The sequence below is a fragment of the Xanthomonas sp. DAR 34887 genome, assembly GCF_041245805.1.
Lineage (GTDB): Bacteria > Pseudomonadota > Gammaproteobacteria > Xanthomonadales > Xanthomonadaceae > Xanthomonas_A > Xanthomonas_A tesorieronis.
The window spans coordinates 4,337,972-4,358,182 of record NZ_CP162490.1 but is presented as its reverse complement, the minus strand read 5'-3'; the positions used below and the strand labels follow the sequence as shown (position 1 = coordinate 4,358,182).

The following is a 20,211-nucleotide window of genomic DNA, read 5'->3' as shown; positions in this document are numbered from 1 at the left end:
ATCCCGGCCTCATCTCACCAGCCTACGTTCATGAACCACAGCGCGGCGATCGCGTCGATGATGATCACCAGCGAGATCGTCTGCACCACGCTGGAGGTGGTGCGCTCGCCGACCGATTGCGCGGTGCCTTCTACGCGCAGGCCTTCCAGGCAACCGATCAGGCCGATCACGATGGCGAAGATCGGCGCCTTGGACAGGCCGACCAGCATGTGCCGCAGCTGGATGGTCTCGTGCATGCGCGCCAGGTACATCTGCGGCGGGATACCCAGGTCGAAGGCGCCGACAGTGACGCCGCCGGCCAGGCCGGCGATCATCGCCACGAAGGTCAGCAGCGGCAGCATCACCAGCAGCGCCACCAGTCGCGGGATCACCAGCAGGTCCATCGGGTCCAGGCCCAGGGTCTGGATCGCGTCGACCTCTTCGCGCGCCTTCATCGCGCCGATCTGCGCGGTGAACGCGCTGGCGGTGCGCCCGGCCAGCACGATCGCGGTCAGCAGCACCGCGAACTCGCGCAGGAAGGCGATGCTGACCAGTTCCACCACGTAGATCTCGGCGCCGAAGTCGCGCAGGATGGTCGAGCCCAGGAACGCGATCACCGCGCCGACCAGATAGGACAGCAGCGCGACCAGCGGCACCGCGTCCAGCCCGACCTGTTCCATATGGTGCACGGTGGAGGTCAGGCGGAAACGCCGCGGTTCGTGCACCAGACGCAGCATCTTGACCAGGGTCTCGCCGAGGAAGCCGACCAGGGCGACGATTTCCTTGCCGTTGCGGTGCACCGCATAGCCCAGGCGCTCCAGCGCCGCGGCGAAGCCATAGTCGCGCTTGCGTTTGGGGCGGTCGTCGGCGACGTCCTCGATGGTGCAGACCAGCGCCTGGTGGTCGTGGCGGAAGTTCAGCGCGTCGTGGGCGATGCCGTTGCGGGTGGCGTAGCGCATCAGCTGCAGCACGCCGGCCGAATCCAGCTGGCCGATGCCGCTGGCGTCGATGCCGGTGATGCCGGCCGGCAGCGTGCGCAGCACGTCGGACGACGCCAGCGCGGTGGCCAGCGTCCAACTGCCGGACAGCCGCACCCGCGTGGGGTCTCGGTCGTCCTGGCTGAGTGTTGGCGGTTGCGGTTCGATCATGGGTGTCCGGGCGCGAGCATACCTGTTTCGCCTGCACCGCAATGTCGTCGTTCGCCACAGGGTGGCTGTGCGCGGGGTTCGCGCCATACTAGCCGACATGCAAGCCGCGCCCATCGCCAATCCCTCCGCCAGCGCCACCTATGCGCAACGGATCGCCTTCGTCTCCGAAATCGCCGGCCGTCTGCACACCTACGGCACCACCGCGCAACGCCTGGAGGCGGCGGTGGTGGCGCTGTCGCAGCAGCTGGACCTGGATTGCGAACCCTGGTCCAACCCGACCGGGCTGATCCTCAGCTTCAGCGATCCGACCAAGGCGATCGGCTCCAGCGACATCACCCGCGTGGTGCGGCTGGCGCCGGGCGACAACGACCTGCACAAGCTCAGCGTCGCCGACCGCATCGCCGACGACGTCGCCAGCGGGCGCATGAGCGTGGCCCAGGGCCACACCGCGCTGCGCCAGCTGGACCGCCCGCCCGGGCGCCGCTGGAAGGCGATGCAGGTGCTCGGCTTCGGCCTGGCCGCGCTGGGCGTGGCCGGGCTGTGGCGGCTGCCGTGGCTGGACATCGCCACCGCCACCGCGATCGGCGTGCTGATCGGTGCGTTGACCCAGCTCACCGACACGCGCCCGGCGGCCAAGGAGGCCAACGAAGCGCTGGCGGCGCTGCTGGCCGGCGTGGTCGCCGCGCTGGTGGCGACCTTCGTGGCGCCGCTGAACCTCAATTCGGTGATCATCGCCTCGCTGGTGGTGCTGCTGCCGGGGATGGCGCTGACCAATGCGGTCAACGAACTGACCAGCCAGCACTGGGTCTCGGGCACCGCGCGCTTCGCCGGCGCGGTCACCACCATCCTCAAGCTCACCGTGGGCGCGGTGATCGCGGTGACCCTGGCGCAACTGCTGGGCCTGGAGCCGCTGGTGCACGCGTCGCGGCCGCAGGCGGTGTGGGTGGAATGGGCGTCGCTGCTGGTCGCGGCGTACGCGTTCGCCTTGCTGTTCAAGGCCAACGGCCGCGATTATCCGTGGGTGATGGCCGCCTCGGTGGCCGGCTACGTGATCGCGCGCTTCGCCGGCGAGGCCTGGGGCAGCCCGGTCGGGATCTTCCTGTCGGCGATGTCGCTGACCGCCGCCGGCAATCTGTTCGGCCGGCTGGTGCAGCGTCCGGGTGCGCTGATCCGTCTGCCCGGCATCATCATGCTGGTGCCCGGCAGCGCCAGCCTGCGCGGACTGCTGACCCTGGTGCAGCAGCACGACGTGCCCGGCGGGCAGTCGGCGCTGCTGGCGGTGACCAATATCGTGATGGCGCTGGTCGCCGGCCTGCTGTTCGGCAATTTGCTGGTGCCGGCGCGGAAGAATCTCTAGCGGCATCGCCTTTGCGGCAGACATGAAAACGCCGGCTTGCGCCGGCGTTTTCTTGAATAAACGGCCGATCCGATCCGTTGCCGGATGGTTTGTCGATCAGTTTTTCGGGGTGGCGGACTTGCCGGCTTTCTTGGCGACCTTGGCGACTTTCTTCGTGGCCTTTTTCGCGGTCTTCTTGGCCGGCGCGGCGGACTTGGCCGGCGCTGCGATCAGGAAGTCCTCGACCTTCTTGCCCTTGGACACCTGTTCGGCCAGCCAGCGCGGCTGCTTGCCGCGGCCAGTCCAGGTTTCTGCCGCATTGGCCGGATTGCGGTATTTCGGCGGCACCTTGCCCAGCTTGCGGCCCGGCTTCGGACCCGGCTTGCCGGCAGCCGGCTTGCGGCCACGCTTGGCCGGAGCGGCGCCATCGAAAACTTCGTCGATGCTGTAACCGTGCGACTTGGCCAGGCGTGCCAGCAGGGTGCGGACCTTGGCGATGGGCGTGCGCTTGGCGACGATGGTCTGTTGCTTCTTGGCCGTCTTGATGAGAGCGCCCAACTGCTTGGCCGACAGGCCACTGAGATCGATGGTCATTTGTACTCCGGAAAATGGGTGATGGGCATACCGCCATTCCCTGGCTGGAGCGGAATCATAATATCGCTTTATCGGATTGACAAATATTCCGATATTTCGATAGGCGGGCCGTCGCTGGATCGGCGTGGGTGTCACTTATACGCACCGAATCCCGATTGTCAAATCAACGCGGGTAACGACGCTGATTCGATCGGCATATTGGCCCGGCAAATGTCGAGGCCGCGTCGTGACGACCGCGACTCAGAAAAAAGGCCGGGATATATTCCCGGCCTTTCCGATTAACCCTGCAGGCGCGCCAGCAATGCGGCGCGGTCCAGGTTCTCGGCGTCGCCGCCGCTGCGTGCACGATATTCGAAAGTGCCGGCAGCCAGCCCGCGCTCGGACACCACCACCCGGTGCGGGATGCCGATCAGTTCGATATCGGCGAACATCGCGCCGGCGCGCAGGCCGCGATCGTCGAGCGCGGCGTCCAGGCCGGCCTGCTGCAGTTCGGCCAGCAGCGCCTCGCCGGCCGCGTCGATCGCCGGATCGCGCTTGGGGTTGATCACGCACACCGCCACCGACCACGGCGCCATCGGCTGCGGCCAGCGGATGCCGGCCTCGTCGTGGTTCTGTTCGATCGCCGCGGCGACGATGCGCGAAATGCCGATGCCGTAGCAGCCCATCGCCATCGCCACGGTCTTGCCGTTCTCGTCCAGCACGGTGGCGTCCAGCGCCTGCGCGTACTGGCGGCCGAGCTGGAACACGTGGCCGACCTCGATGCCGCGCGCCAGGCGGATCTCGCCGCCGTCCTGGGCGCGTTCGCCCTCGACCACGTTGCGCAGGTCGGCCACGGCGTCCGGCTCGGGCAGGTCGCGGCCCCAGTTCACCCCCGCCAGGTGGAAGCCGGCTTCGTTGGCGCCGACCACGAAATCGGCCATCGCCGCCACGTCGCGGTCGGCGACCACGCGGATCGGCTGGCTGGGATTCAACGGCCCGAGGAAGCCCGGCTCGCTGCCGAGGTGGGCGCGGATCTCGGCCTCGTTGGCCATGCGGTAGCCGGTCAGGCCGGCGACCTTGCCCAGCTTGATCTCGTTCACCGCGTGATCGCCGCGCACCAGCGCCAGCACGAAGGTCTCGCCGGCCATCACCGCGACCGACTTGACCGTGCGCTGCAGCGCGATGCCAAGCAGCTCGGCCACCGCCTCGCAGGTCTTCTGGGTGGGCGTGGCGACCTTGCGCAATTCCTCCTGCGCTGCCGGACGCGGCGCAGGATCGGCGGCGACCGCGGCCTCGACGTTGGCCGCGTAGTCCGAACCGGTGGAGAACGCCAGCGAATCCTCGCCGGACTCGGCCAGCACGTGGAATTCCTGCGAGGCGTCGCCGCCGATGTCGCCGGAATCGGCCTGCACCGCGCGGAACTGCAGGCCCAGGCGGGTGAAGATGCGGCTGTAGGCGGCCTTCATGTTCTCGTACTCGCGCGCCAGGTCCTCGTCGCTCACATGGAACGAATAGGCGTCCTTCATCAGGAACTCGCGCGCGCGCATCACCCCGAAGCGCGGCCGGATCTCGTCGCGGAACTTGGTCTGGATCTGGTAGAAATTGACCGGCAGCTGCTTGTAGCTGCTCAGCTCCTGGCGCGCGAAATCGGCCGCGGCCTCCTCGGCGGTGGGGCTGTAGCAGTATTCCTGCTCCTTGCGGTCCTTCATCCGCAGCATCAGGCCGCCGAACTTCTTCCAGCGCCCGGTGGCTTCCCACAGCTCGCGCGGCTGGATGGTCGGGAACAGCACTTCCACCGCGCCGGCGCGGTTCATTTCCTCGCGCACCACCGCTTCCACCTTGCGCAGCACGCGCAGGCCCAGCGGCGACCAGGTGTACAGGCCGGAGGCGAGCTTGCGGATCATGCCGGCGCGCAGCATCAGCCGGTGGCTAACCAGTTCGGCGTCGGCCGGGGTTTCCTTGGTGGTGTGCAGGTGGAACTGGGAAAGGCGCATCGAGGGGCTTCGCTAACGGCGGGCGCCCATTTTGCCAGTCATTGCCGGCGCTGCGGGGATGTGCGGCGGCCCGTGCCGGGCCCGCGCCGCCGCCTCGCGCTCACTCCGCGGCGGCGGGCGGCGCGCAATAGGCCTTGATCGCGGCCTCGGCCAGGGCCTTCTGCGCGTCGCGCTGGGTGTCGTCCAGCTCCGTGTCGGGCTTGCCGTCGCCGTCGCGGTCGGTCATCACCTTGCCCGGCTTGCCCAGGATGTCCAGGTTCTTGCGCGCGCTCAGGCAGTTGGCGTTCTCCGCCGGGGCGGCGACCTCGCTGGTTTCGGCCGGGGCGCCGCCGTGGCTGTCGACCCGCCGCGCCTGGTACTTGCCGCCGGGCGGCGGGCTCTGCGAATAGTGGGTGACGCCCTGCGCGTCCTTCCATTGGTACAGGGTGGCGGCGCCGGCCACGCCGCTGGCGCAGAGCAGGCACAGGCAGCAAAGCCGGGTCAGGGCGCGCATCACGGTCTCCAGGGGCACGGGGCGAGCGCTGATTGCAGCACCCGCCGACGGGCCTGGCAAGTCGATTAAACTGCCGGGCATGGACTCATCCCGACCGCCTCCCCGTTCGCGCACCATCTATCTGCTGCCGAACCTGTTCACCACCGCCGGCCTGTTCTCCGGTTTCTACGCCATCATCGCCGCCGCCAACGGCCAGTTCGTGCACGCCAGCGTGGCGGTGTTCGTCGCCGCGGTGATGGACGGGCTGGACGGGCGGGTGGCGCGGCTGACCGGCACCAGCAGCGAATTCGGCGTGCAGTACGACTCGCTGGCCGATCTGGTCAGCTTCGGCATGGCCCCGGCGCTGGTGATGTACCACTGGTCGCTGTCGGCGCTGAAGTTCGACGGCAGCGTGATGGGCCGGGTCGGCTGGTCGGTGGCGTTCCTGTACGCGGCCTGCGCCGCGCTGCGCCTGGCGCGCTTCAATACCCAGGTCGGCACCGTCGACAAGCGCTGGTTCGTCGGCCTGGCCAGCCCGGCCGCGGCGGGGCTGATGATGGCCTTCGTGTGGGCGTTCGCCGACGGCAACCTCGGCTGGGATGGCGAGCAGCTGCGCTACGTGGCGCTGGGCGTGACCGTGGTCGCGGCGCTGCTGATGGTCAGCCGCATCCGTTTCTGGAGCTTCAAGGGCGGCGCGGCCAAGGGTCCGCGCGCCGACCGCGTGCCGTTCCTGATGCTGGTGCTGGCGCCGGTGGTGCTCGCGGTGCTGGTCATCGACCTGTCGCGCGCGCTGCTGGCGATCGGCGTGCTGTACGCCTTGTCCGGTCCCTGTTACTGGCTGTGGCGGCGCTGGCGCAAGCTGCCGGACGCGACGTGAGCGACGCGCTCGCCAACACCGGGCCGCTGTGGTCGGCCGAGCAGCACGGCTGGCTGCAGGCATTGGGCCATACGCTCTATGTCGGTGCCGACGCCGACCTCGGCGCGGTGGTCGCGCAGCCGGCGCCGGCCGAGGGGCGCGAGGCCGGTGCCGCTGAGCCGGCCGCGCCTGCACCGGTGTCCGTACACGCAGCGCCGGCGTCCTCGCCGCGCGCCGCCGCGCCCGCGCCTGCGGAACCGCCACCGCGCGGGCGGGCGCCGGCTGCACCTGCCGACGATCCGCAGCCGCAACGCGCGGCGCCTGCGCCGGCTGCGCGCCGCGCCGGCCTGCGTCTGCCCGATCGGCTGCAGATCGCGTTGTTACGCGCCTCCGGGCGCAATCCGAACGATCCGGCCACGCAGGCGTTGATGGCGACCTGGCCGCTGGCCGAATTGCGCGGCAATGCCGCCGCCAAGCGCGCGCTGTGGCCGCAGCTGCGCGCGCTGCGCAAGCAGGTACCGCGGTGAGCGCGCTGGGTACGGCCTCCTCGCCGGCGGCGACGCTGCGCCCGTTGCGCGAGACCGACCTGGACGCGGTGATGGAGATCGAGCGCCGCGCCTATCCGTTCCCGTGGACGCGCGGCATCTTCCGCGACTGCCTGCAGGCCGGCTATCCGGGCTGGGTGCTGCTGGAGCAGGGCCAGATCGTCGGCTACGGCGTGATCAGCGTCGCCGCCGACGAGGCGCACATCCTCAACGTCTGCGTCGCGCCGGAACGGCAATCGCGCGGCTACGGTCGCCTGCTGCTGCGCGCATTGATCAAGTACGGCGCCGACCTGGGCGCGCGCCGCGTGTTCCTGGAAGTGCGCCCGTCCAATCCCAACGCGATCGCGCTGTACCACAGCGAAGGCTTCAACGAGATCGGCCGCCGCCCGCGCTACTACCCGGCGGCGAACGGCCGCGAGGATGCGCTGGTGATGGCGATCGAGCTGTTCTTCGAAGGCATGTCGTAACGTCCGGCCGCCGGCATCGCGCCGGCGTGGGGTTTTGCAGGTTTCGCCTTTCCCTTGGCGAATGGTTGTCCTTCCGATAAGTCGTCGTTGCGTGCAACGTTGCGACTGCTGCCCGGCATTGGGCGTACGCGCGGCTAGCTCGCGCCCGTTCGAACATCCGACGTCGCCGCCTTGCAGTGATTCACTCCATGCGATCGCGCTGCCGGCGACGTTGGGCCACATTTTTTCCAGGGTTTTGTGGAGTGCGCGGCGCGTCTGCGCAATGTCGCGACTTGTCGTCGGGACAGCGTTGTTGTCCTGCAGCGGTCGCCGGCGTATCGGCCACATCGCGAACGCAGTTTGTTAGATGCCTTCCCCATATCGCAGCGCTGGATCCGCGCGCGCCGCATTTGTCTCTTCCCAAGCCGAACGCGCTCCCTACAGTGCGCGCCTCTTCGGCGCTGCCCTGTGCGATGGCATCAGGCGCAGTTGTCCGAGGGGACAGCGAATGCGCTCGCGCTGCTGCGTTTTCCGCTTGCGGAAAACCGCGCGCCTGCGACGACTCCACCCATGCCTACGAGGTTCCAGGATGAAGACACATTCACTCTTCGCATCCCCGCGCACGCTCACCCACGCGATGGCGCTTGCAGTCTGTCTGGCGGGCGCGGCCGGCAGCGCCTATGCCGATGCCAGCCTGGAGGTCGCCAGCACCGGATGGGCGACGCAGAACGGCGGCACCAAGGGCGGCTCCAAGGCCGCGGCGGCCAACGTCTACAGCGTCAGCACCGCCGCGCAACTGAAGACCGCGCTGAAGGCCAGCGTCGGCAGCAATGGCCGCATCATCAAGATCAGCGGCATCATCGACGTCAGCGAGGGCACGCCGTACAGCACCACCGCGGACATGAAGAGCCGCGCGCGCCTGGACATCCCCACCAAGACCACGCTGATCGGCGTCGGCAGCAATGCGCAGATCCGCGAGGGCTATCTGTACGTCAAGGCCAACGACGTGATCATCCGCAACCTCACCATCGAGAATCCGTGGGATCCGCAGCCGGTGTGGGATCCGGACGACGGCAGCGCCGGCAACTGGAATTCCGAGTACGACGGCCTGACCATCGAAGGCGCCAGCAACGTGTGGGTGGACCATGTCACCTTCACTGACGGGCGCCGCACCGACGACCAGAACGGCACCGAAAACGGCCGTCCCAAGCAGCACCACGACGGCGCGCTGGACATCAAGAAAGGCGCGAACTACGTGACCGTCTCGTATTCGGCGTTCAAGTCGCACGAGAAGAACAACCTGATCGGTTCCAGCGACAGCGCCTCCAGCACCGACAGCGGCAAGCTGAAGGTGACCATCCACAACACCCTGTTCGAAAACATTTCCGCGCGCGCGCCGCGGGTGCGCTTCGGCCAGGTGCATCTGTACAACAACTACCACGTCGGCAGCACCAGCAACGCGGTGTACCCGTTCTCGTATGCGCACGGCGTCGGCAAGGAGTCGAAGATCTTCTCGGAGAACAACGCCTTCGACATCAGCGGGGTCAGCAGCTGCGACAAGATCGCCGCCGACTACGGCGGCAGCGTGTACCGCGATTTCGGCTCGCTGCTCAACGGCAAGGCGCTGACCTGCTCGTGGAACAACAGCATCGGCTGGACGCCGCCGTACACCTATTCGCTGCTGCCGGCGAACCAGGTGGCGAGCGACGTCAAGTCCAAGGCGGGTGCCGGCAAGTTGTGAGGAATTATGCCGCCGCCTGATTCCGGGCGGCGGCATCGGACCGATTCGATTTTCCCCGGCCTCGCCTCTGTAGATACCGTCTTCCGGCCTAACAGGCAATGGCCTTTTGAGGGTCGAAGGGCGTGCGCGATTTGAGCACGCCGTAGGCGATGTGCAGCAGCTTGCGCATGGCGGCGCAGATGATCTGCTTGTTGGCCTTGCCGCGTTGTCGCATGCGCTGCTTCAGCGCACGGACGACCGGATTGTGGGTCATGGCGACCAAGGCCGGCAGGAACAGGCCAGCACGCAGGCGCGAGGAGCCAGTGCGGGAGATGCAGACCTGCCCCTGGCGCTTGCCGGACTCTTGCAGGCGTGGGTTGAGCCCGGCAAAGGCGGTCACCGCCGAAGCGCGGGCGAAGCGGTCCACGTTGCCAAGTTCGGCCAGCATCAAGGCCGCGCTGGTGTCGGCGATTCCGTCGATGCTCACCAGCAACTCGCGCTGCCCGCGCAAGGTGGGATCCTGGTCGATATGATCGTCGATGGCCCGTTCGATCTGCGCGATGCGCGCCTGCAACTGGCCGATGTTCTCCAGGATCGAGTCGCGCACCACCAGTGTAGCCACGTCCAGGCGGTTGCGCTCCATCTGCAGCATCTGCAGCAGGTCGTCCCGACGCCGCACCAGCGCCTTGAGCTGCTTGAGCGCCGGCGGATCGGGCTGCCAGCGCCGCAGCGACTCCCGGTGACGCAGGCCATAGCTGGCGATCAGCTTGGCATCGCTGCGGTCGGTCTTGACCCGGGTCAGCTGGCTGCGCGCATACAGCGCCATCTGCGCCGGGTTGAGCACGCACACGCGATAGCCCTCCCCATGGACAAACTCGGCCAGCGCCTCGTGATAGGTGCCGGTGGCTTCCATGACGATCCAGCTATCCGGCTGCGCATGGGTCCGCAACCACGCATGCAGGGCGTGGAAGCCCTTCGGATCGTTGGGTAGCTTGGCCTTGGTGCGGTACTTGCCGTTGGCCAGGTCGATGGCCAGGTCGAAACTGCGTTTGGCGACGTCGATGCCGACGACTGGGGACATGAGAATTCCTCCGTCGGATGGGGATCACGATCATCGCTGCGCCCGGTCCTGCCTTGTGGATGCGAGTTCACGCCGAGGGCGGACTCTGGATACCGTTCGGACACCGTGGGCCAGCATGTGGAGGGCGGGAGCCGATCTACAGCACAAGCTCGAAGCTTCAGGAGCGACTGGACTTCCAGCACCTCCTCCGATGATCAGTCGGAAGACATAACGTCCTAACGGCGTCATGTCCAGATACAAGGAGCGGCTTCAGGGCACCTCTAATACCTCCCTTCCGGAAGTTGCACGCAGCGCGTGGCGATGGCGTGTTCCTTTTTCTGTCGCGGCTGAAGCCGCTCCTACACATGCGCGCCGTGCTCTTGTAGGAGCGGCTTCAGCCGCGACAGGAAGACGAAGTGACCGCGATGCCAAGGCGTCCATGAAAAACGCGGCCGCAACGCCACCGCGTCTATCGCCAGCGCGCCTTTGCCACTCCATGGCATATCGGACGTATCGATGCCCGAACCTGCGGGCTGGGCGTGTCGGCGTCTCGCAAGTGCTTCGACATGCTTTTTGGGGTTATTAGAGGTGCCCTGAAGCCGCGACTGGCGTTACCGGGAACGTTCCGGTCGCGGCTGAAGCCGCTCCTACAGTGTGAAGCGAGAATGCGGCGGCGGGCGCCGCCAACACTCTCTACAGCTTGGCGCGCTGCGCGCGCAGGCCGTCGAGTTGCGTGGTCCAGTCGGCCAGGCGCTGCCGCTCCTGCTCGACCACCGCCGCCGGCACCTTGTCGGTGAACTTCTCCAGTTTGGCCGCGCTCTTGTCCTGCTCGGCGCCGACCCGCGCAATTTCCTTGTCCAGGCGTGCGCGCTCGGCGTCCAGGTCGACCAGGCCTTCCAGCGGCACCAGCAAGCGCAACTCGCCGACGATCGCCGCCGCGGCCGGCGGTGCGTCGTGCGCCGCGTCTAGCCACTGGATCGCGTCCAGGCGCAGCAGGAACTTCAGCTGCGAGGCGAAGCGTTCCACCCGCGCGCGGTCGTCGGCGTGGCCGCCCTGCAGCAGCAGCGGCACCAGCCTGGACGGCGGCACGTTGAGTTCGCTGCGCACCCGGCGCAGCGCCGAGACCATCGCTTTGAGCCATTCGATGTCGGCTTCGGCACCGGCGTAGGCGCGCACGTCCAGATCGCCGGCGCGCGGATACGGCTGCAGCGAGATGGTCGGCGCGGCGATGCCCAGGCGCGGCGCCACCTGCTGCCACAGCTCCTCGGTGACGAACGGGGTCAGCGGGTGCAACAGGCGCAGCAGCGTCTCCAGCACCTGCAGCAGGGTGTGGCGGGTGCTGTCGGCGGCCGCGGCATCGTCGCCGTTCAAGGCCGGCTTGGCCAGCTCCAGGAACCAGTCGCAGAACTCGTTCCAGGCGAACTCGTACAGCGACTGCGCGAGCAGGTCGAAGCGGTAGGCCGCGTAGTGCGCCTGCGCTTCAGCGGCGACCTTGTCCAGCCGCACCAGGATCCACTTCTCGGCATCGGTGACCGGCGTGTGCCGTGCCGATTCCCGATTCTCGATTTCCGAGTCCCGGCCCTGCGTGTTCATGAGCACGAACCGGCTGGCATTCCACAGCTTGTTGCAGAAATTCTTGTAGCCCTCGGCGCGGCCCAGGTCGAACTTGATGTCGCGGCCGTGGCCGGCCAGCGCGGCGATGGTGAAGCGCAGCGCGTCGGCGCCGTGGGCGATGATGCCCTCGGGGAATTCCTTGCGCGTGGCCTTCTCGATCTTCTCGGCCATGCGCGGCTGCATCAGCCCGCTGGTGCGCTTGGCGACCAGGGCCTCGATGCTGATGCCGTCGATGATGTCCAGCGGATCGAGCACGTTGCCCTTGGACTTGGACATCTTCTGCCCGTCCTTGTCGCGGATCAGGCCGGTGATGTACACGTCGCGGAACGGCACCTGGCCGGTGAAGCTGTCGGTGGCCATGATCATCCGCGCCACCCAGAAGAAGATGATGTCGAAGCCGGTGACCAGCACGCTGGACGGCAGGTAGCGGTCGAAGCCGCGCTCGGCCATCGCCTGCGGATCGGGCCAGCCCATCGTCGAGAACGGCCACAGCTGCGAGGAGAACCAGGTCTCCAGCACGTCGCTGTCCTGGTGCAGGGCGACGTCGGCGCCGAGCCCGCTCTTCGCGCGCGCGTCGGCCTCGTCGCGGCCGACGTAGCAGTTGCCGGCGTCGTCGAACCAGGCCGGAATGCGGTGGCCCCACCACAGCTGGCGGCTGATGCACCAGTCCTGGATGTTCTCCATCCAGTGGCGATAGGTGTTGATCCAGTTCGGCGGCACGAACTGGATCTGCCCCGACTCGACCAGCTCCAGGCCACGCCTGGCCAGCGCATCCATCTTCACGAACCACTGGTCGGTGAGGTAGGGCTCGATCACCTGGCCGGTGCGATCGCCGCGCGGTACCTGCAGCTTGTGCGGCTTGGTCTCGACCAGGATGCCGAGGTCTTCCAGATCGGCCAGCACCGCCTTGCGCGCGTCGTAGCGATCCAGGCCGCGATACTTCTCCGGCGCGTTGTCGTTGATCGCCGCGGTCGGGGTGAACAGGTTGATCATCGGCAGGCCGTGGCGCACGCCGACCTGGTAATCGTTGAAATCGTGCGCCGGCGTCACCTTGACCACGCCGGTGCCGAACGCGCGGTCCACGTAGTCGTCGCCGATCACCGGCACCTGGCGGCCGGTCAGCGGCAGCGTCACCGTCTTGCCGATCAGGTGCGCGTAGCGCGCATCCTCCGGGTGCACCATCACCGCGGTATCGCCGAGCAGCGTCTCCGGGCGCGTGGTGGCCACCACCAGGTAGTCGCGGGTCTCGCGCAGGGTCTCGTTGCCGTCGGCATCGTGTTCGACGTGCTCGTAGCTGGCGCCGTCTTCAAGCTTGTAGGCGATCGACCACAGGAAGCCGTCTTCCTCGGCGTTCTCCACTTCCAGGTCGGAGATCGCGGTCTTCAGCACCGGGTCCCAGTTGACCAGGCGCTGGCCGCGGTAGATCAGGCCCTGTTCGTGCCAGCGCACGAACGCCTCGACCACCGCCGCCGACGGCTGCGGGTCCATGGTGAAGGTGCTGCGCGACCAGTCGCTGGAGGTGCCCAGGCGGCGCATCTGCCGCTCGATGGTGTCGCCCGACTGCGCCTTCCATTCCCACACCTTGGCGATGAAGCCTTCGCGTCCCAGCGAATCGCGGGTCTCGCCCTTGCCTTCCAGCGCCAGGTTGCGCGACACCACCATCTCGGTGGCGATGCCGGCGTGGTCGCTGCCGACCTGCCACAGCGTGTCGAAGCCGCGCATGCGGTGGTAGCGCACCAGCGCGTCCATCAGCGTCTGCTGGAAGGCGTGGCCCATGTGCAGGGTGCCGGTCACGTTCGGCGGCGGCAGCAGCACCGTGTACGGCTCGCCTTGCCCGGACGGCTTGAAGTAGCCGGCCGCCTCCCACTGGGCGTACAGGCGCGATTCGAAGGAGGTGGGGTCGTAGCTGGAGGCGAGGGTGGTCATGGGAAAGCCGGGATTGGGGATTCGTGATTCGGGATTGGAGGTGCGCGGGACGGGGCAGGTGAAAGTGACGTGGAGACGAATCTCGAATCCCCAATCCCCAATCCCGGCCCATCACATGTCGTACTTGCTGACCTCGAAGCCCAGCGCCTTGTACTGCTTCCAGCGCTCGCGCAGCGGTTCGCGCGCGGCGGGATCGGCCGGCACCACTTCCAGTACGCGGTCGCAGGTGCCCAGGTAGGCGTCGTCGCGCAGGTTGATCACCAGCGCGCGCGACGGCGCTTCCACGCCGGGCGGGACGATCAGCACCTGCGCCTCTTCCTCGTCGACATCGGCGCCGGCGATCTGGTGCGGGATGTAGGCATCGGGATCGAACGCCCACAACAGCTCGTCCAGTTCCTCGGCCTGCGCCTCGTCGCGCGCCAGCACCAGCGTCCACAGGTTGGCGTCGTTGGCCTTGCGCGCCAGCTCGCAGACCAGCCGCAGCGGTTCGGTGAGGAAGCGCGGCTTGGCGATCAGGTAGAAATCGGCGCGCATCAGGGCTGGGATTCGTTATTGGGGATTGGGGATTGGCAACCGCGGATCACGGTCGCCTGCTGGAGCAGGGGGCGCGGAAAGGGAACGCTGAGGCGCCTTGCACGAATCCCCAATCCCGACTCCCCAATCACGCCGCGCCGCCCGCAACGCGGTCGAGCAACCACTGCGACAACAACCCCACCGGCCGCCCGGTGGCCATGCCGCGCTTGCCTTCGTCGCTGGCCACGCCGGCGATGTCCAGGTGCGCCCAGCGCTGGCCTTCGGTGAAGCGCGACAGGAAGCAGCCGGCGGTGATGGCGCCGGCCCAGCGGCCGCCGATGTTGTAGACGTCGGCGAAGCTGGAATCGAGCAGGCCCTGGTATTCGTCCCACAGCGGCAGGCGCCAGGCGCGGTCGAACACGTGCTCGCCGGCGGCCAGCAGTTCGTTGGCCAGGTCGTCGTGCTTGCTCATCAGGCCGGCGGTCTGGTGGCCGAGCGCGACCATGCAGGCGCCGGTCAGGGTGGCCACGTCGATCAGCGCCTCGGGGTTGAAGCGTTCGGCGTAGGTCAGCGCGTCGCACAGGATCAGGCGGCCTTCGGCGTCGGTGTTGCCGACCTCGATGGTCTTGCCGGACATGCTGGTGATCACGTCGGAGGGGCGGTAGGCGTTGCCGTCGATCGCGTTCTCCACCGCCGGCACCACCACCACCAGGTTCAGCGGCAGGCGCGCGGTGGCCGTGGCGACGAAGGTGCCGATGACGTTGGCGCCGCCGCACATGTCGTACTTCATCTCCTCGATGCCGCCCTGGGTCTTCAGGTTGACGCCGCCGGTATCGAAGGTGATGCCCTTGCCGACCAGCACATAGGGCTTGGCGTCGCCGCCGCCGTTCCACTTCAGCACCAGCAGCCGCGGGCGGTTGGCCGAGCCGCGCGCCACCGCCAGCAGCGAGCCCATGCCCAGTTCCTGCATCTGCGTCTCGTCGAGGATCTCGGCCTCGGCGCCGTCGATGCCGTGCGCGAACGCCGCCGCGGTCTCGGCCAGGTAGGCCGGGGTGCACAGGTTCGGCGGCAGGTTGCCGAGCTCGCGGGCGAATTTCACGCCGGCGGCGATGGCCTGGCCCTGGGCCAGCGCGGTGGCGTCCTCGCCGAGCACGGCCAGGCTGGCCAGGCCGCTGTCGTCGGGCTTCTTCTTGCCCAGGGTGGCGGTGTAGCGGTAGCAGGCATGGTCGCTGGCGATCACCGCCTGGCGGATCGCCCAGGCCTGGTCGCGGCCCTTGATCTCCAGTTCGGACAGGGTGAACAGCGCCTTGGCCGCCGGCCCGCTCTTCAGCGCGCGCGCCGCGTCGCCCACGGCCTTGAGATACTGCGGCACGCCGAACTTTGCGGCCTCGCCCAGGCCGATCACCAGCACGCGCGGTGCGCTCACCCCGGGCAGGTCGTGCAACAGCGCGCTGGCGCCGGTCTTGCCGCTGAGGTCGCCGCGGCCGGCCAGGGCCGTCAGGCGTCCGCCGCTGGCCGCATCCAGGGCCTGGGCGGCGGGCGACAGGCGCTTGTCGGCGAACAGGCCGACGACGATGCAATCGAACGCCGCCGTAGACGGGGCGTCGTGGTTCAGGGTGAATTCCAGGGCCATTGATCAGATTCCGTTGGCAAATCCGTACAATCGCGGGCTGTTTACGTCCAGCCGGGTTAGGCTGGCTCCGCCGCGAACGAATCCGAGAGTTTAAATCAACCCACCCCCATGCCGAAGCTCGATCGATACCTGCTGCGCGATTTCATCCAGAGCTTCTTGGCCACCCTCATCGTCCTGCTGGTGGTCAGCGTCGGCGGCGTGCTGGTCGACATCCTGGGCAACATCGCCGATGGCCGCATCCCGGCCAAGTTGCTGTTCTCCCAGTTGGGCCTGCAGTTCGTGGTGTATCTGCCGCTGATCCTGCCGCTGGCGCTGATGCTGGGCCTGCTGCTGGCGCTGGCGCGGCTGTACCGCGACTCGGAAATGGCGGTGATCACCGCCATCGGCGTGGGCCCGCGGCGCCTGCTGCGGCCGATCCTGATGCTGGTGGTGCCGGTGGTGGCCCTGGTCGGGCTGTGCTCGCTGTGGCTGGGTCCCTTGGCCGACCGCACCTCCGACCGGTTGATCGACGAGGCCAACCGCAGCCTGCTGATGGCCGGGCTGGAAGCAGGCCGCTTCACCCCGCTGTCCGATGGCGGCATCGTCTACATCAGCACCCTGTCCGGCGATGGCACCAAGCTCGGCAAGGTGTTCATGCAGCGGCAGAAGGACGACCGCCTGGACGTGGTCACCGCGCAGCGCGGCGCGATGTTCTTCGAAGGCAATGCCGACCGCTACCTGCGCCTGGAGGACGGCTACCGGGTGGAAGGGCCGCTGGCCGGCGATGGCCTGGACTACAGGATGATGCGCTACGTCAGCAACGACGTGGCCCTGCCGGACCGCAGCGAGGCGCGCAAGGACGACGATCCGGAGCTGCTGCCGACCGAAAAGCTGATCGGCGACCCGCGGCCGCAGGCCAATGCGCAGCTGCACGCGCGCATCGCCCCGCCGCTGCTGGCGCTGGCCTTCGCCCTCCTGACCCTGCCGCTGTCGCGCAGTTCGCCGCGGCAGCAGCGCTATGGCCGGATCATGCTGGCGTTCCTGGCCTACCTGGTCGGCACCAACCTGATGTTCATCGGCACCCAGTGGCTGAGCACCGACAAGCTGCCGCGCGCGCTGGGCCTGTGGTGGCTGACCGTGCCGCTGCTGGTGCTGGCCGTGTGGACCTATCTGCGTGACGGCCAGCTGTCGCGGCCGCGGAGGCAGGCGGCATGAGGCTGCGTCCGAACCTGCACGACGTCTACGTCGGCCGCGCCGTGCTCGGCACCGTTCTGCTGACCTGGGCGGTCCTGCTCGGGCTCGACGTGATCATGGCCTTGTCCAACGAATTCAAGGACATCGGCAAGGGCAGCTACAGCCTCGGCCACGCCGTGGCGTTCGTCGCCTATACCGTGCCGCGGCGCGCCTACACCCTGTTCCCGACCGGGGCGGTGATCGGCGTGCTGATGGGCCTGGGCCAGCTGGCGGCCACTTCCGAGCTGACCGCGCTGCGCGCGCTGGGCCTGTCGCGGCCGCGGCTGAGCGTGGCCGCCGCCGCGACGATGCTGCTGCTGACCGTGGCGATGGTGTTCAGCGGCGAGACCCTGGCGCCGTGGGCGCAGAACCAGGCCGACACGATCAAGGCCAACGCCAAGTACAACGGCAACATGAGCATGGCCCGCTATTCCGGGGTGTGGGCGCGCGAGGGCGACACCTTCCTCAATGCGCAGGCCGGCGAGGAACACCTGGAGGGCAACGGCGGCACCTGGCTGGAGCTGCGCGACGTGCGCCTGTACACGCTGGACCAGGCCGGGCGCCTGGCCTCGCTGACCCACGCCACCACCGCCGAGCACCGCAGCAGCGGCTGGACCCTGAAGCAGGCCTACCGCGACACCTTCTCCGAGCGCTCGGTGCAGCGCGAGAAGTTCGACAGCCTGCCGTGGGCCTCGCGGCTCGACGCCGCCGCGCTGGCCTCGGGCCTGGCCAAGCCGCGCAACCTGTCCGCGCACGATCTGCACACCAGCATCGAGTACCGGCGCCGCAACGGCCTGGACGCGCGCGACTACGAGGACCAGTACTGGAGCCGCTGGTTCTATCCGGTCAACGTGCTGGCGCTGTGCTTCGCCGCCATTCCGTTCGCCTTCGGCGCGCTGCGCAGCGGCGGCATGGGCAAGCGCCTATTCCTGGGCATCCTGTTCGCGCTGGTGTTCTGGCTGCTGCAGCTGTTCTTCGGGCGCATGGCCGGCGCGCTCAAGTTCGACTACCGCATCGCCTACGCGTTGCCGCCGCTGGTGATGCTGAGCGTGTCGTGGCTGTTGTTCCGCAAACGCAGCAGTTGAGCCGATGCGCCGGTTGAGCCCAGTAGGAATGGTGTGCTGCCTGCTGTATGCGGGGTTTATCGCCTACTTCCAATGGGCGGCGCAGACGCCCGGCATCGATCCCGAATCGATGCTGTTTTGCCGGGAACTGCCGGTGGCCTTGCCGCTGATCCTGCTCAATGGCCTTTTTCTGGGGCCGGTGCTCGATCGGCTTCCGTGGATGGTGGTGTTCGTGTGCTTGGCAGGGGTGATGTTCGCTGCCCTCTATCTGCTGGGAAGCTGGCTGGAAAAAGAGTTTCGTCGCAGCCAGGCGAATCGCCGGGCCATGTCGGCCAGGCGCGGCGGAAGCGAACAGTGATGGTTCCCCGGCGCGGCATGGCGTCGGGCGACTCGGCCCGCATGTGGTTCCTTCCACGCCAAGGTCGTGGCCTTTAGGGCCTGAACAGGGAACGCATCGGCCGTCGTGGCCTTGCAGTGCCGGTGCAGGTGCCGCGCTGCGGCGGCCATGCGCTGCGATCAGCGCTTCTGTTTCGGCAGGCGAACCAGCCGCGTGCCGCTGGCGCGGTCGTGCCAGGTCAAGCGTTCGCGATCCAACAGCGCCCACCAGAACCCGAGCCCGCCCAGCAGCAGCGACAGCGTGCCGACCAGGTAGCGCCGCCACAGCGCCCCCCAGCGCGGCGTGCCGCCGTCGGCGCCGTGCAGGCGCAGCCGCCACGGGCGCATGCCCAGGGTCTGGCCGCCGCGGCGCCAGCTCAGCGTCGCGTACAGCCCGGCAGCCAGCCAGCAGCACAGCCACAACAACCACTGCAAGGCGCTGAACGGCGCGATGTTCTCGCGCGGTGCGTGGCCTTCGAGCGCGTAGCCCAGGGTGAACAGCGCGGAGATCGCGAACCACAGCGCCAGCACCGGCCAGGCATCGTAGAACAGCGCCAGCAGCCGCCAGAGCAGCAGCGTGCGCGGGCGGAAAGCGGTGGCGGTGGACGCGGTGGTCATCGCCACAGCTTAGCGGCAGCGCCACCGGCGCGTCACCGGCTGGCGCCGCCACCGCTGTAGCCGCGCATTGCGCCGCGCGAAGCAGGCGTTAGGCTTTCCCGAGTCCCGTAAGCTCTCCCGATGCCCGAACTCCGCACCCCCGCCGAACGCCGCCAGCAGGCGCAGCACCTGGCTCCGCTGCGCGATGCCGATGCCGCCGCGATCCAGCAGTTTCTGGACACCGCCTGGGCCGAGCAGGGCCTGGCGCGGCAGAGCCTGGACAGCTACCGGCGCGATCTGGAAGGCTTCGCGCGCTGGCGCGACGGCGCCGGCGGCGGCCTGGCCGGGGCCGATCGCCAGGCCTTGTTCGACTACCTGGCCTGGCGCACCCGGCTGGGCTATTCGCAACGCAGCAACGCACGTTGGCTGTCGTCGCTGCGCGCGTTCTTCGCCTTGCGCCTGCGCCGCGGCGAGCGCGGCGACGATCCGACCGCGTTGCTGGACCCGCCCAAGCTGCCGCGTTCCCTGCCCAAGGCGCTGGCCGAGAGCCAGATCGACGCGTTGCTGGCGGCACCGGAAGTCACCGATCCGGTCGGCCTGCGCGACCGCGCCATGCTCGAACTGATGTACGCCGCCGGCCTGCGCGTCAGCGAACTGGTGAACCTGCCGGCGAACGCGGTGAACCTGCGCCAGGGCGTGCTGCGGGTCACCGGCAAGGGCAGCAAGGAGCGCCTGGTGCCGCTGGGCGAGGAATCGCAGCACTGGCTGCAGCGCTACCTGGACACGGCACGGCCGGCGCTGGCGGCGGGGCAGGCGGTGCCGGCCAGCGACGGCACCGTGCCGATGTTCATCGATGCGGCGCGACGCCCGCTGAGCCGGCAGCAGTTCTGGGGCCTGGTCAAGCGTTATGCGGCGCTGGCCGGCATCGACCCGGCCGCGGTCAGTCCGCACGGCCTGCGCCACAGCTTCGCCACCCACCTGCTCAACCGCGGCGCCGACCTGCGCGCGCTGCAGATGCTGCTCGGCCACAGCTCGCTGTCCACCACCCAGATCTATACCCTGGTGGCGCGCGAACACCTGCAGAAACTGCACAGCAAGCACCATCCGCGCGGCTGAGGCGCGCAGGGCGGCGCCTCCGACCTCCCGCG

At 68.4% G+C, this 20,211-nt stretch carries 18 protein-coding genes; 9 read left to right on the top strand and 9 right to left on the bottom strand.

What is annotated here, in order from left to right:
- Window positions 1-14: 14 nt before the first annotated feature.
- Window positions 15-1,127: an ABC transporter permease gene (locus AB3X08_RS18530; RefSeq protein ID WP_369934214.1), complete on the bottom strand. Its 1,113-nt coding sequence runs from the start codon at window positions 1,125-1,127 to the stop codon at window positions 15-17.
- A 97-nt stretch (window positions 1,128-1,224) separates the two neighbouring features.
- Here AB3X08_RS18530 and AB3X08_RS18525 point away from each other — a divergent pair, with 97 nt between their 5' ends.
- Window positions 1,225-2,484 carry a threonine/serine ThrE exporter family protein gene (locus AB3X08_RS18525; RefSeq protein ID WP_369934213.1) on the top strand — a complete coding sequence of 420 codons (1,260 nt, stop codon included), beginning with the start codon at window positions 1,225-1,227 and terminating at the stop codon, window positions 2,482-2,484.
- A gap of 96 nt (window positions 2,485-2,580) precedes the next feature.
- Here the strand turns inward: AB3X08_RS18525 and AB3X08_RS18520 are convergent, their stop codons facing one another.
- The 3 genes from AB3X08_RS18520 to AB3X08_RS18510 form a co-directional block, all read right to left on the bottom strand.
- Window positions 2,581-3,057: an H-NS family nucleoid-associated regulatory protein gene (locus AB3X08_RS18520; protein WP_369938574.1), complete on the bottom strand. Its 477-nt coding sequence runs from the start codon at window positions 3,055-3,057 to the stop codon at window positions 2,581-2,583.
- Between the two features lie 278 nt (window positions 3,058-3,335).
- Entirely contained in the window at window positions 3,336-5,030 is a 1,695-nt protein-coding gene (locus AB3X08_RS18515) for a proline--tRNA ligase (protein ID WP_369934212.1), read from the bottom strand.
- 100 nt (window positions 5,031-5,130) lie between these two features.
- A complete protein-coding gene (locus AB3X08_RS18510; protein ID WP_369934211.1) occupies window positions 5,131-5,523 on the bottom strand; it encodes a DUF4124 domain-containing protein in 393 nt (130 codons plus the stop codon).
- A 79-nt stretch (window positions 5,524-5,602) separates the two neighbouring features.
- On the opposite strand from AB3X08_RS18510, the gene pssA reads away from it, so the two are divergent.
- From pssA to AB3X08_RS18490, 4 genes are all read left to right on the top strand, one after another.
- The gene (gene pssA / locus AB3X08_RS18505; RefSeq protein ID WP_184413432.1) at window positions 5,603-6,379 is read left to right on the top strand and encodes a CDP-diacylglycerol--serine O-phosphatidyltransferase; all 777 of its coding nucleotides are present in this window, start codon (window positions 5,603-5,605) and stop codon (window positions 6,377-6,379) included.
- A complete protein-coding gene (locus AB3X08_RS18500) occupies window positions 6,376-6,885 on the top strand; it encodes an alanine acetyltransferase (protein WP_369934210.1) in 510 nt (169 codons plus the stop codon). Before pssA ends, AB3X08_RS18500 begins: the two co-directional genes overlap by 4 nt.
- A 71-nt stretch (window positions 6,886-6,956) precedes the next feature.
- Entirely contained in the window at window positions 6,957-7,370 is a 414-nt protein-coding gene (gene rimI / locus AB3X08_RS18495) for a ribosomal protein S18-alanine N-acetyltransferase (protein WP_369938573.1), read from the top strand.
- A 616-nt stretch (window positions 7,371-7,986) separates the two neighbouring features.
- The gene (locus AB3X08_RS18490) at window positions 7,987-9,090 is read left to right on the top strand and encodes a pectate lyase family protein (protein ID WP_369938572.1); all 1,104 of its coding nucleotides are present in this window, start codon (window positions 7,987-7,989) and stop codon (window positions 9,088-9,090) included.
- Window positions 9,091-9,178: 88 nt separating this feature from the next.
- Here the strand turns inward: AB3X08_RS18490 and AB3X08_RS18485 are convergent, their stop codons facing one another.
- From AB3X08_RS18485 to AB3X08_RS18470, 4 genes are all read right to left on the bottom strand, one after another.
- On the bottom strand, window positions 9,179-10,150 hold the full coding sequence (locus AB3X08_RS18485) for an IS110 family transposase (protein WP_369934106.1): 972 nt from the start codon (window positions 10,148-10,150) through the stop codon (window positions 9,179-9,181).
- 672 nt (window positions 10,151-10,822) lie between these two features.
- Window positions 10,823-13,669: a valine--tRNA ligase gene (locus AB3X08_RS18480; protein ID WP_369934208.1), complete on the bottom strand. Its 2,847-nt coding sequence runs from the start codon at window positions 13,667-13,669 to the stop codon at window positions 10,823-10,825.
- A gap of 111 nt (window positions 13,670-13,780) precedes the next feature.
- On the bottom strand, window positions 13,781-14,206 hold the full coding sequence (locus AB3X08_RS18475; RefSeq protein WP_237653808.1) for a DNA polymerase III subunit chi: 426 nt from the start codon (window positions 14,204-14,206) through the stop codon (window positions 13,781-13,783).
- A gap of 124 nt (window positions 14,207-14,330) precedes the next feature.
- Window positions 14,331-15,815: a leucyl aminopeptidase gene (locus AB3X08_RS18470; protein WP_369934207.1), complete on the bottom strand. Its 1,485-nt coding sequence runs from the start codon at window positions 15,813-15,815 to the stop codon at window positions 14,331-14,333.
- 108 nt (window positions 15,816-15,923) lie between these two features.
- Between AB3X08_RS18470 and lptF the strand changes: the two genes are divergently transcribed.
- From lptF to AB3X08_RS18455, 3 genes are read left to right on the top strand one after another with little or no spacing between them, the layout of a single operon-like run.
- Window positions 15,924-17,009: an LPS export ABC transporter permease LptF gene (gene lptF, locus AB3X08_RS18465; protein WP_184413441.1), complete on the top strand. Its 1,086-nt coding sequence runs from the start codon at window positions 15,924-15,926 to the stop codon at window positions 17,007-17,009.
- On the top strand, window positions 17,006-18,112 hold the full coding sequence (gene lptG, locus AB3X08_RS18460) for an LPS export ABC transporter permease LptG (protein ID WP_369934206.1): 1,107 nt from the start codon (window positions 17,006-17,008) through the stop codon (window positions 18,110-18,112). Before lptF ends, lptG begins: the two co-directional genes overlap by 4 nt.
- A gap of 4 nt (window positions 18,113-18,116) precedes the next feature.
- Window positions 18,117-18,449 carry a hypothetical protein gene (locus AB3X08_RS18455; protein WP_369934205.1) on the top strand — a complete coding sequence of 111 codons (333 nt, stop codon included), beginning with the start codon at window positions 18,117-18,119 and terminating at the stop codon, window positions 18,447-18,449.
- 158 nt (window positions 18,450-18,607) lie between these two features.
- Here the strand turns inward: AB3X08_RS18455 and AB3X08_RS18450 are convergent, their stop codons facing one another.
- Complete coding sequence (locus tag AB3X08_RS18450; protein WP_369934204.1) at window positions 18,608-19,084, bottom strand: RDD family protein; 477 nt, start codon at window positions 19,082-19,084, stop codon at window positions 18,608-18,610.
- 120 nt (window positions 19,085-19,204) lie between these two features.
- Between AB3X08_RS18450 and xerD the strand changes: the two genes are divergently transcribed.
- Window positions 19,205-20,179: a site-specific tyrosine recombinase XerD gene (gene xerD, locus AB3X08_RS18445; protein WP_369934203.1), complete on the top strand. Its 975-nt coding sequence runs from the start codon at window positions 19,205-19,207 to the stop codon at window positions 20,177-20,179.
- The last annotated feature ends 32 nt before the right edge of the window (window positions 20,180-20,211 follow it).

Coding starts and splice junctions, on each gene's coding strand:
- AB3X08_RS18530 (WP_369934214.1), bottom strand. CDS start 1,127: ATGATCGAACCGCAACCGCCAACACTCAGCCAGGACGACCGAGACCCC.
- AB3X08_RS18525 (WP_369934213.1), top strand. CDS start 1,225: ATGCAAGCCGCGCCCATCGCCAATCCCTCCGCCAGCGCCACCTATGCG.
- AB3X08_RS18520 (WP_369938574.1), bottom strand. CDS start 3,057: ATGACCATCGATCTCAGTGGCCTGTCGGCCAAGCAGTTGGGCGCTCTC.
- AB3X08_RS18515 (WP_369934212.1), bottom strand. CDS start 5,030: ATGCGCCTTTCCCAGTTCCACCTGCACACCACCAAGGAAACCCCGGCC.
- AB3X08_RS18510 (WP_369934211.1), bottom strand. CDS start 5,523: ATGCGCGCCCTGACCCGGCTTTGCTGCCTGTGCCTGCTCTGCGCCAGC.
- pssA (WP_184413432.1), top strand. CDS start 5,603: ATGGACTCATCCCGACCGCCTCCCCGTTCGCGCACCATCTATCTGCTG.
- rimI (WP_369938573.1), top strand. CDS start 6,957: ATGGAGATCGAGCGCCGCGCCTATCCGTTCCCGTGGACGCGCGGCATC.
- AB3X08_RS18490 (WP_369938572.1), top strand. CDS start 7,987: ATGGCGCTTGCAGTCTGTCTGGCGGGCGCGGCCGGCAGCGCCTATGCC.
- AB3X08_RS18485 (WP_369934106.1), bottom strand. CDS start 10,150: ATGTCCCCAGTCGTCGGCATCGACGTCGCCAAACGCAGTTTCGACCTG.
- AB3X08_RS18480 (WP_369934208.1), bottom strand. CDS start 13,669: ATGACCACCCTCGCCTCCAGCTACGACCCCACCTCCTTCGAATCGCGC.
- AB3X08_RS18470 (WP_369934207.1), bottom strand. CDS start 15,815: ATGGCCCTGGAATTCACCCTGAACCACGACGCCCCGTCTACGGCGGCG.
- lptF (WP_184413441.1), top strand. CDS start 15,924: ATGCCGAAGCTCGATCGATACCTGCTGCGCGATTTCATCCAGAGCTTC.
- lptG (WP_369934206.1), top strand. CDS start 17,006: ATGAGGCTGCGTCCGAACCTGCACGACGTCTACGTCGGCCGCGCCGTG.
- AB3X08_RS18455 (WP_369934205.1), top strand. CDS start 18,117: ATGCGCCGGTTGAGCCCAGTAGGAATGGTGTGCTGCCTGCTGTATGCG.
- AB3X08_RS18450 (WP_369934204.1), bottom strand. CDS start 19,084: ATGACCACCGCGTCCACCGCCACCGCTTTCCGCCCGCGCACGCTGCTG.
- xerD (WP_369934203.1), top strand. CDS start 19,205: ATGCCCGAACTCCGCACCCCCGCCGAACGCCGCCAGCAGGCGCAGCAC.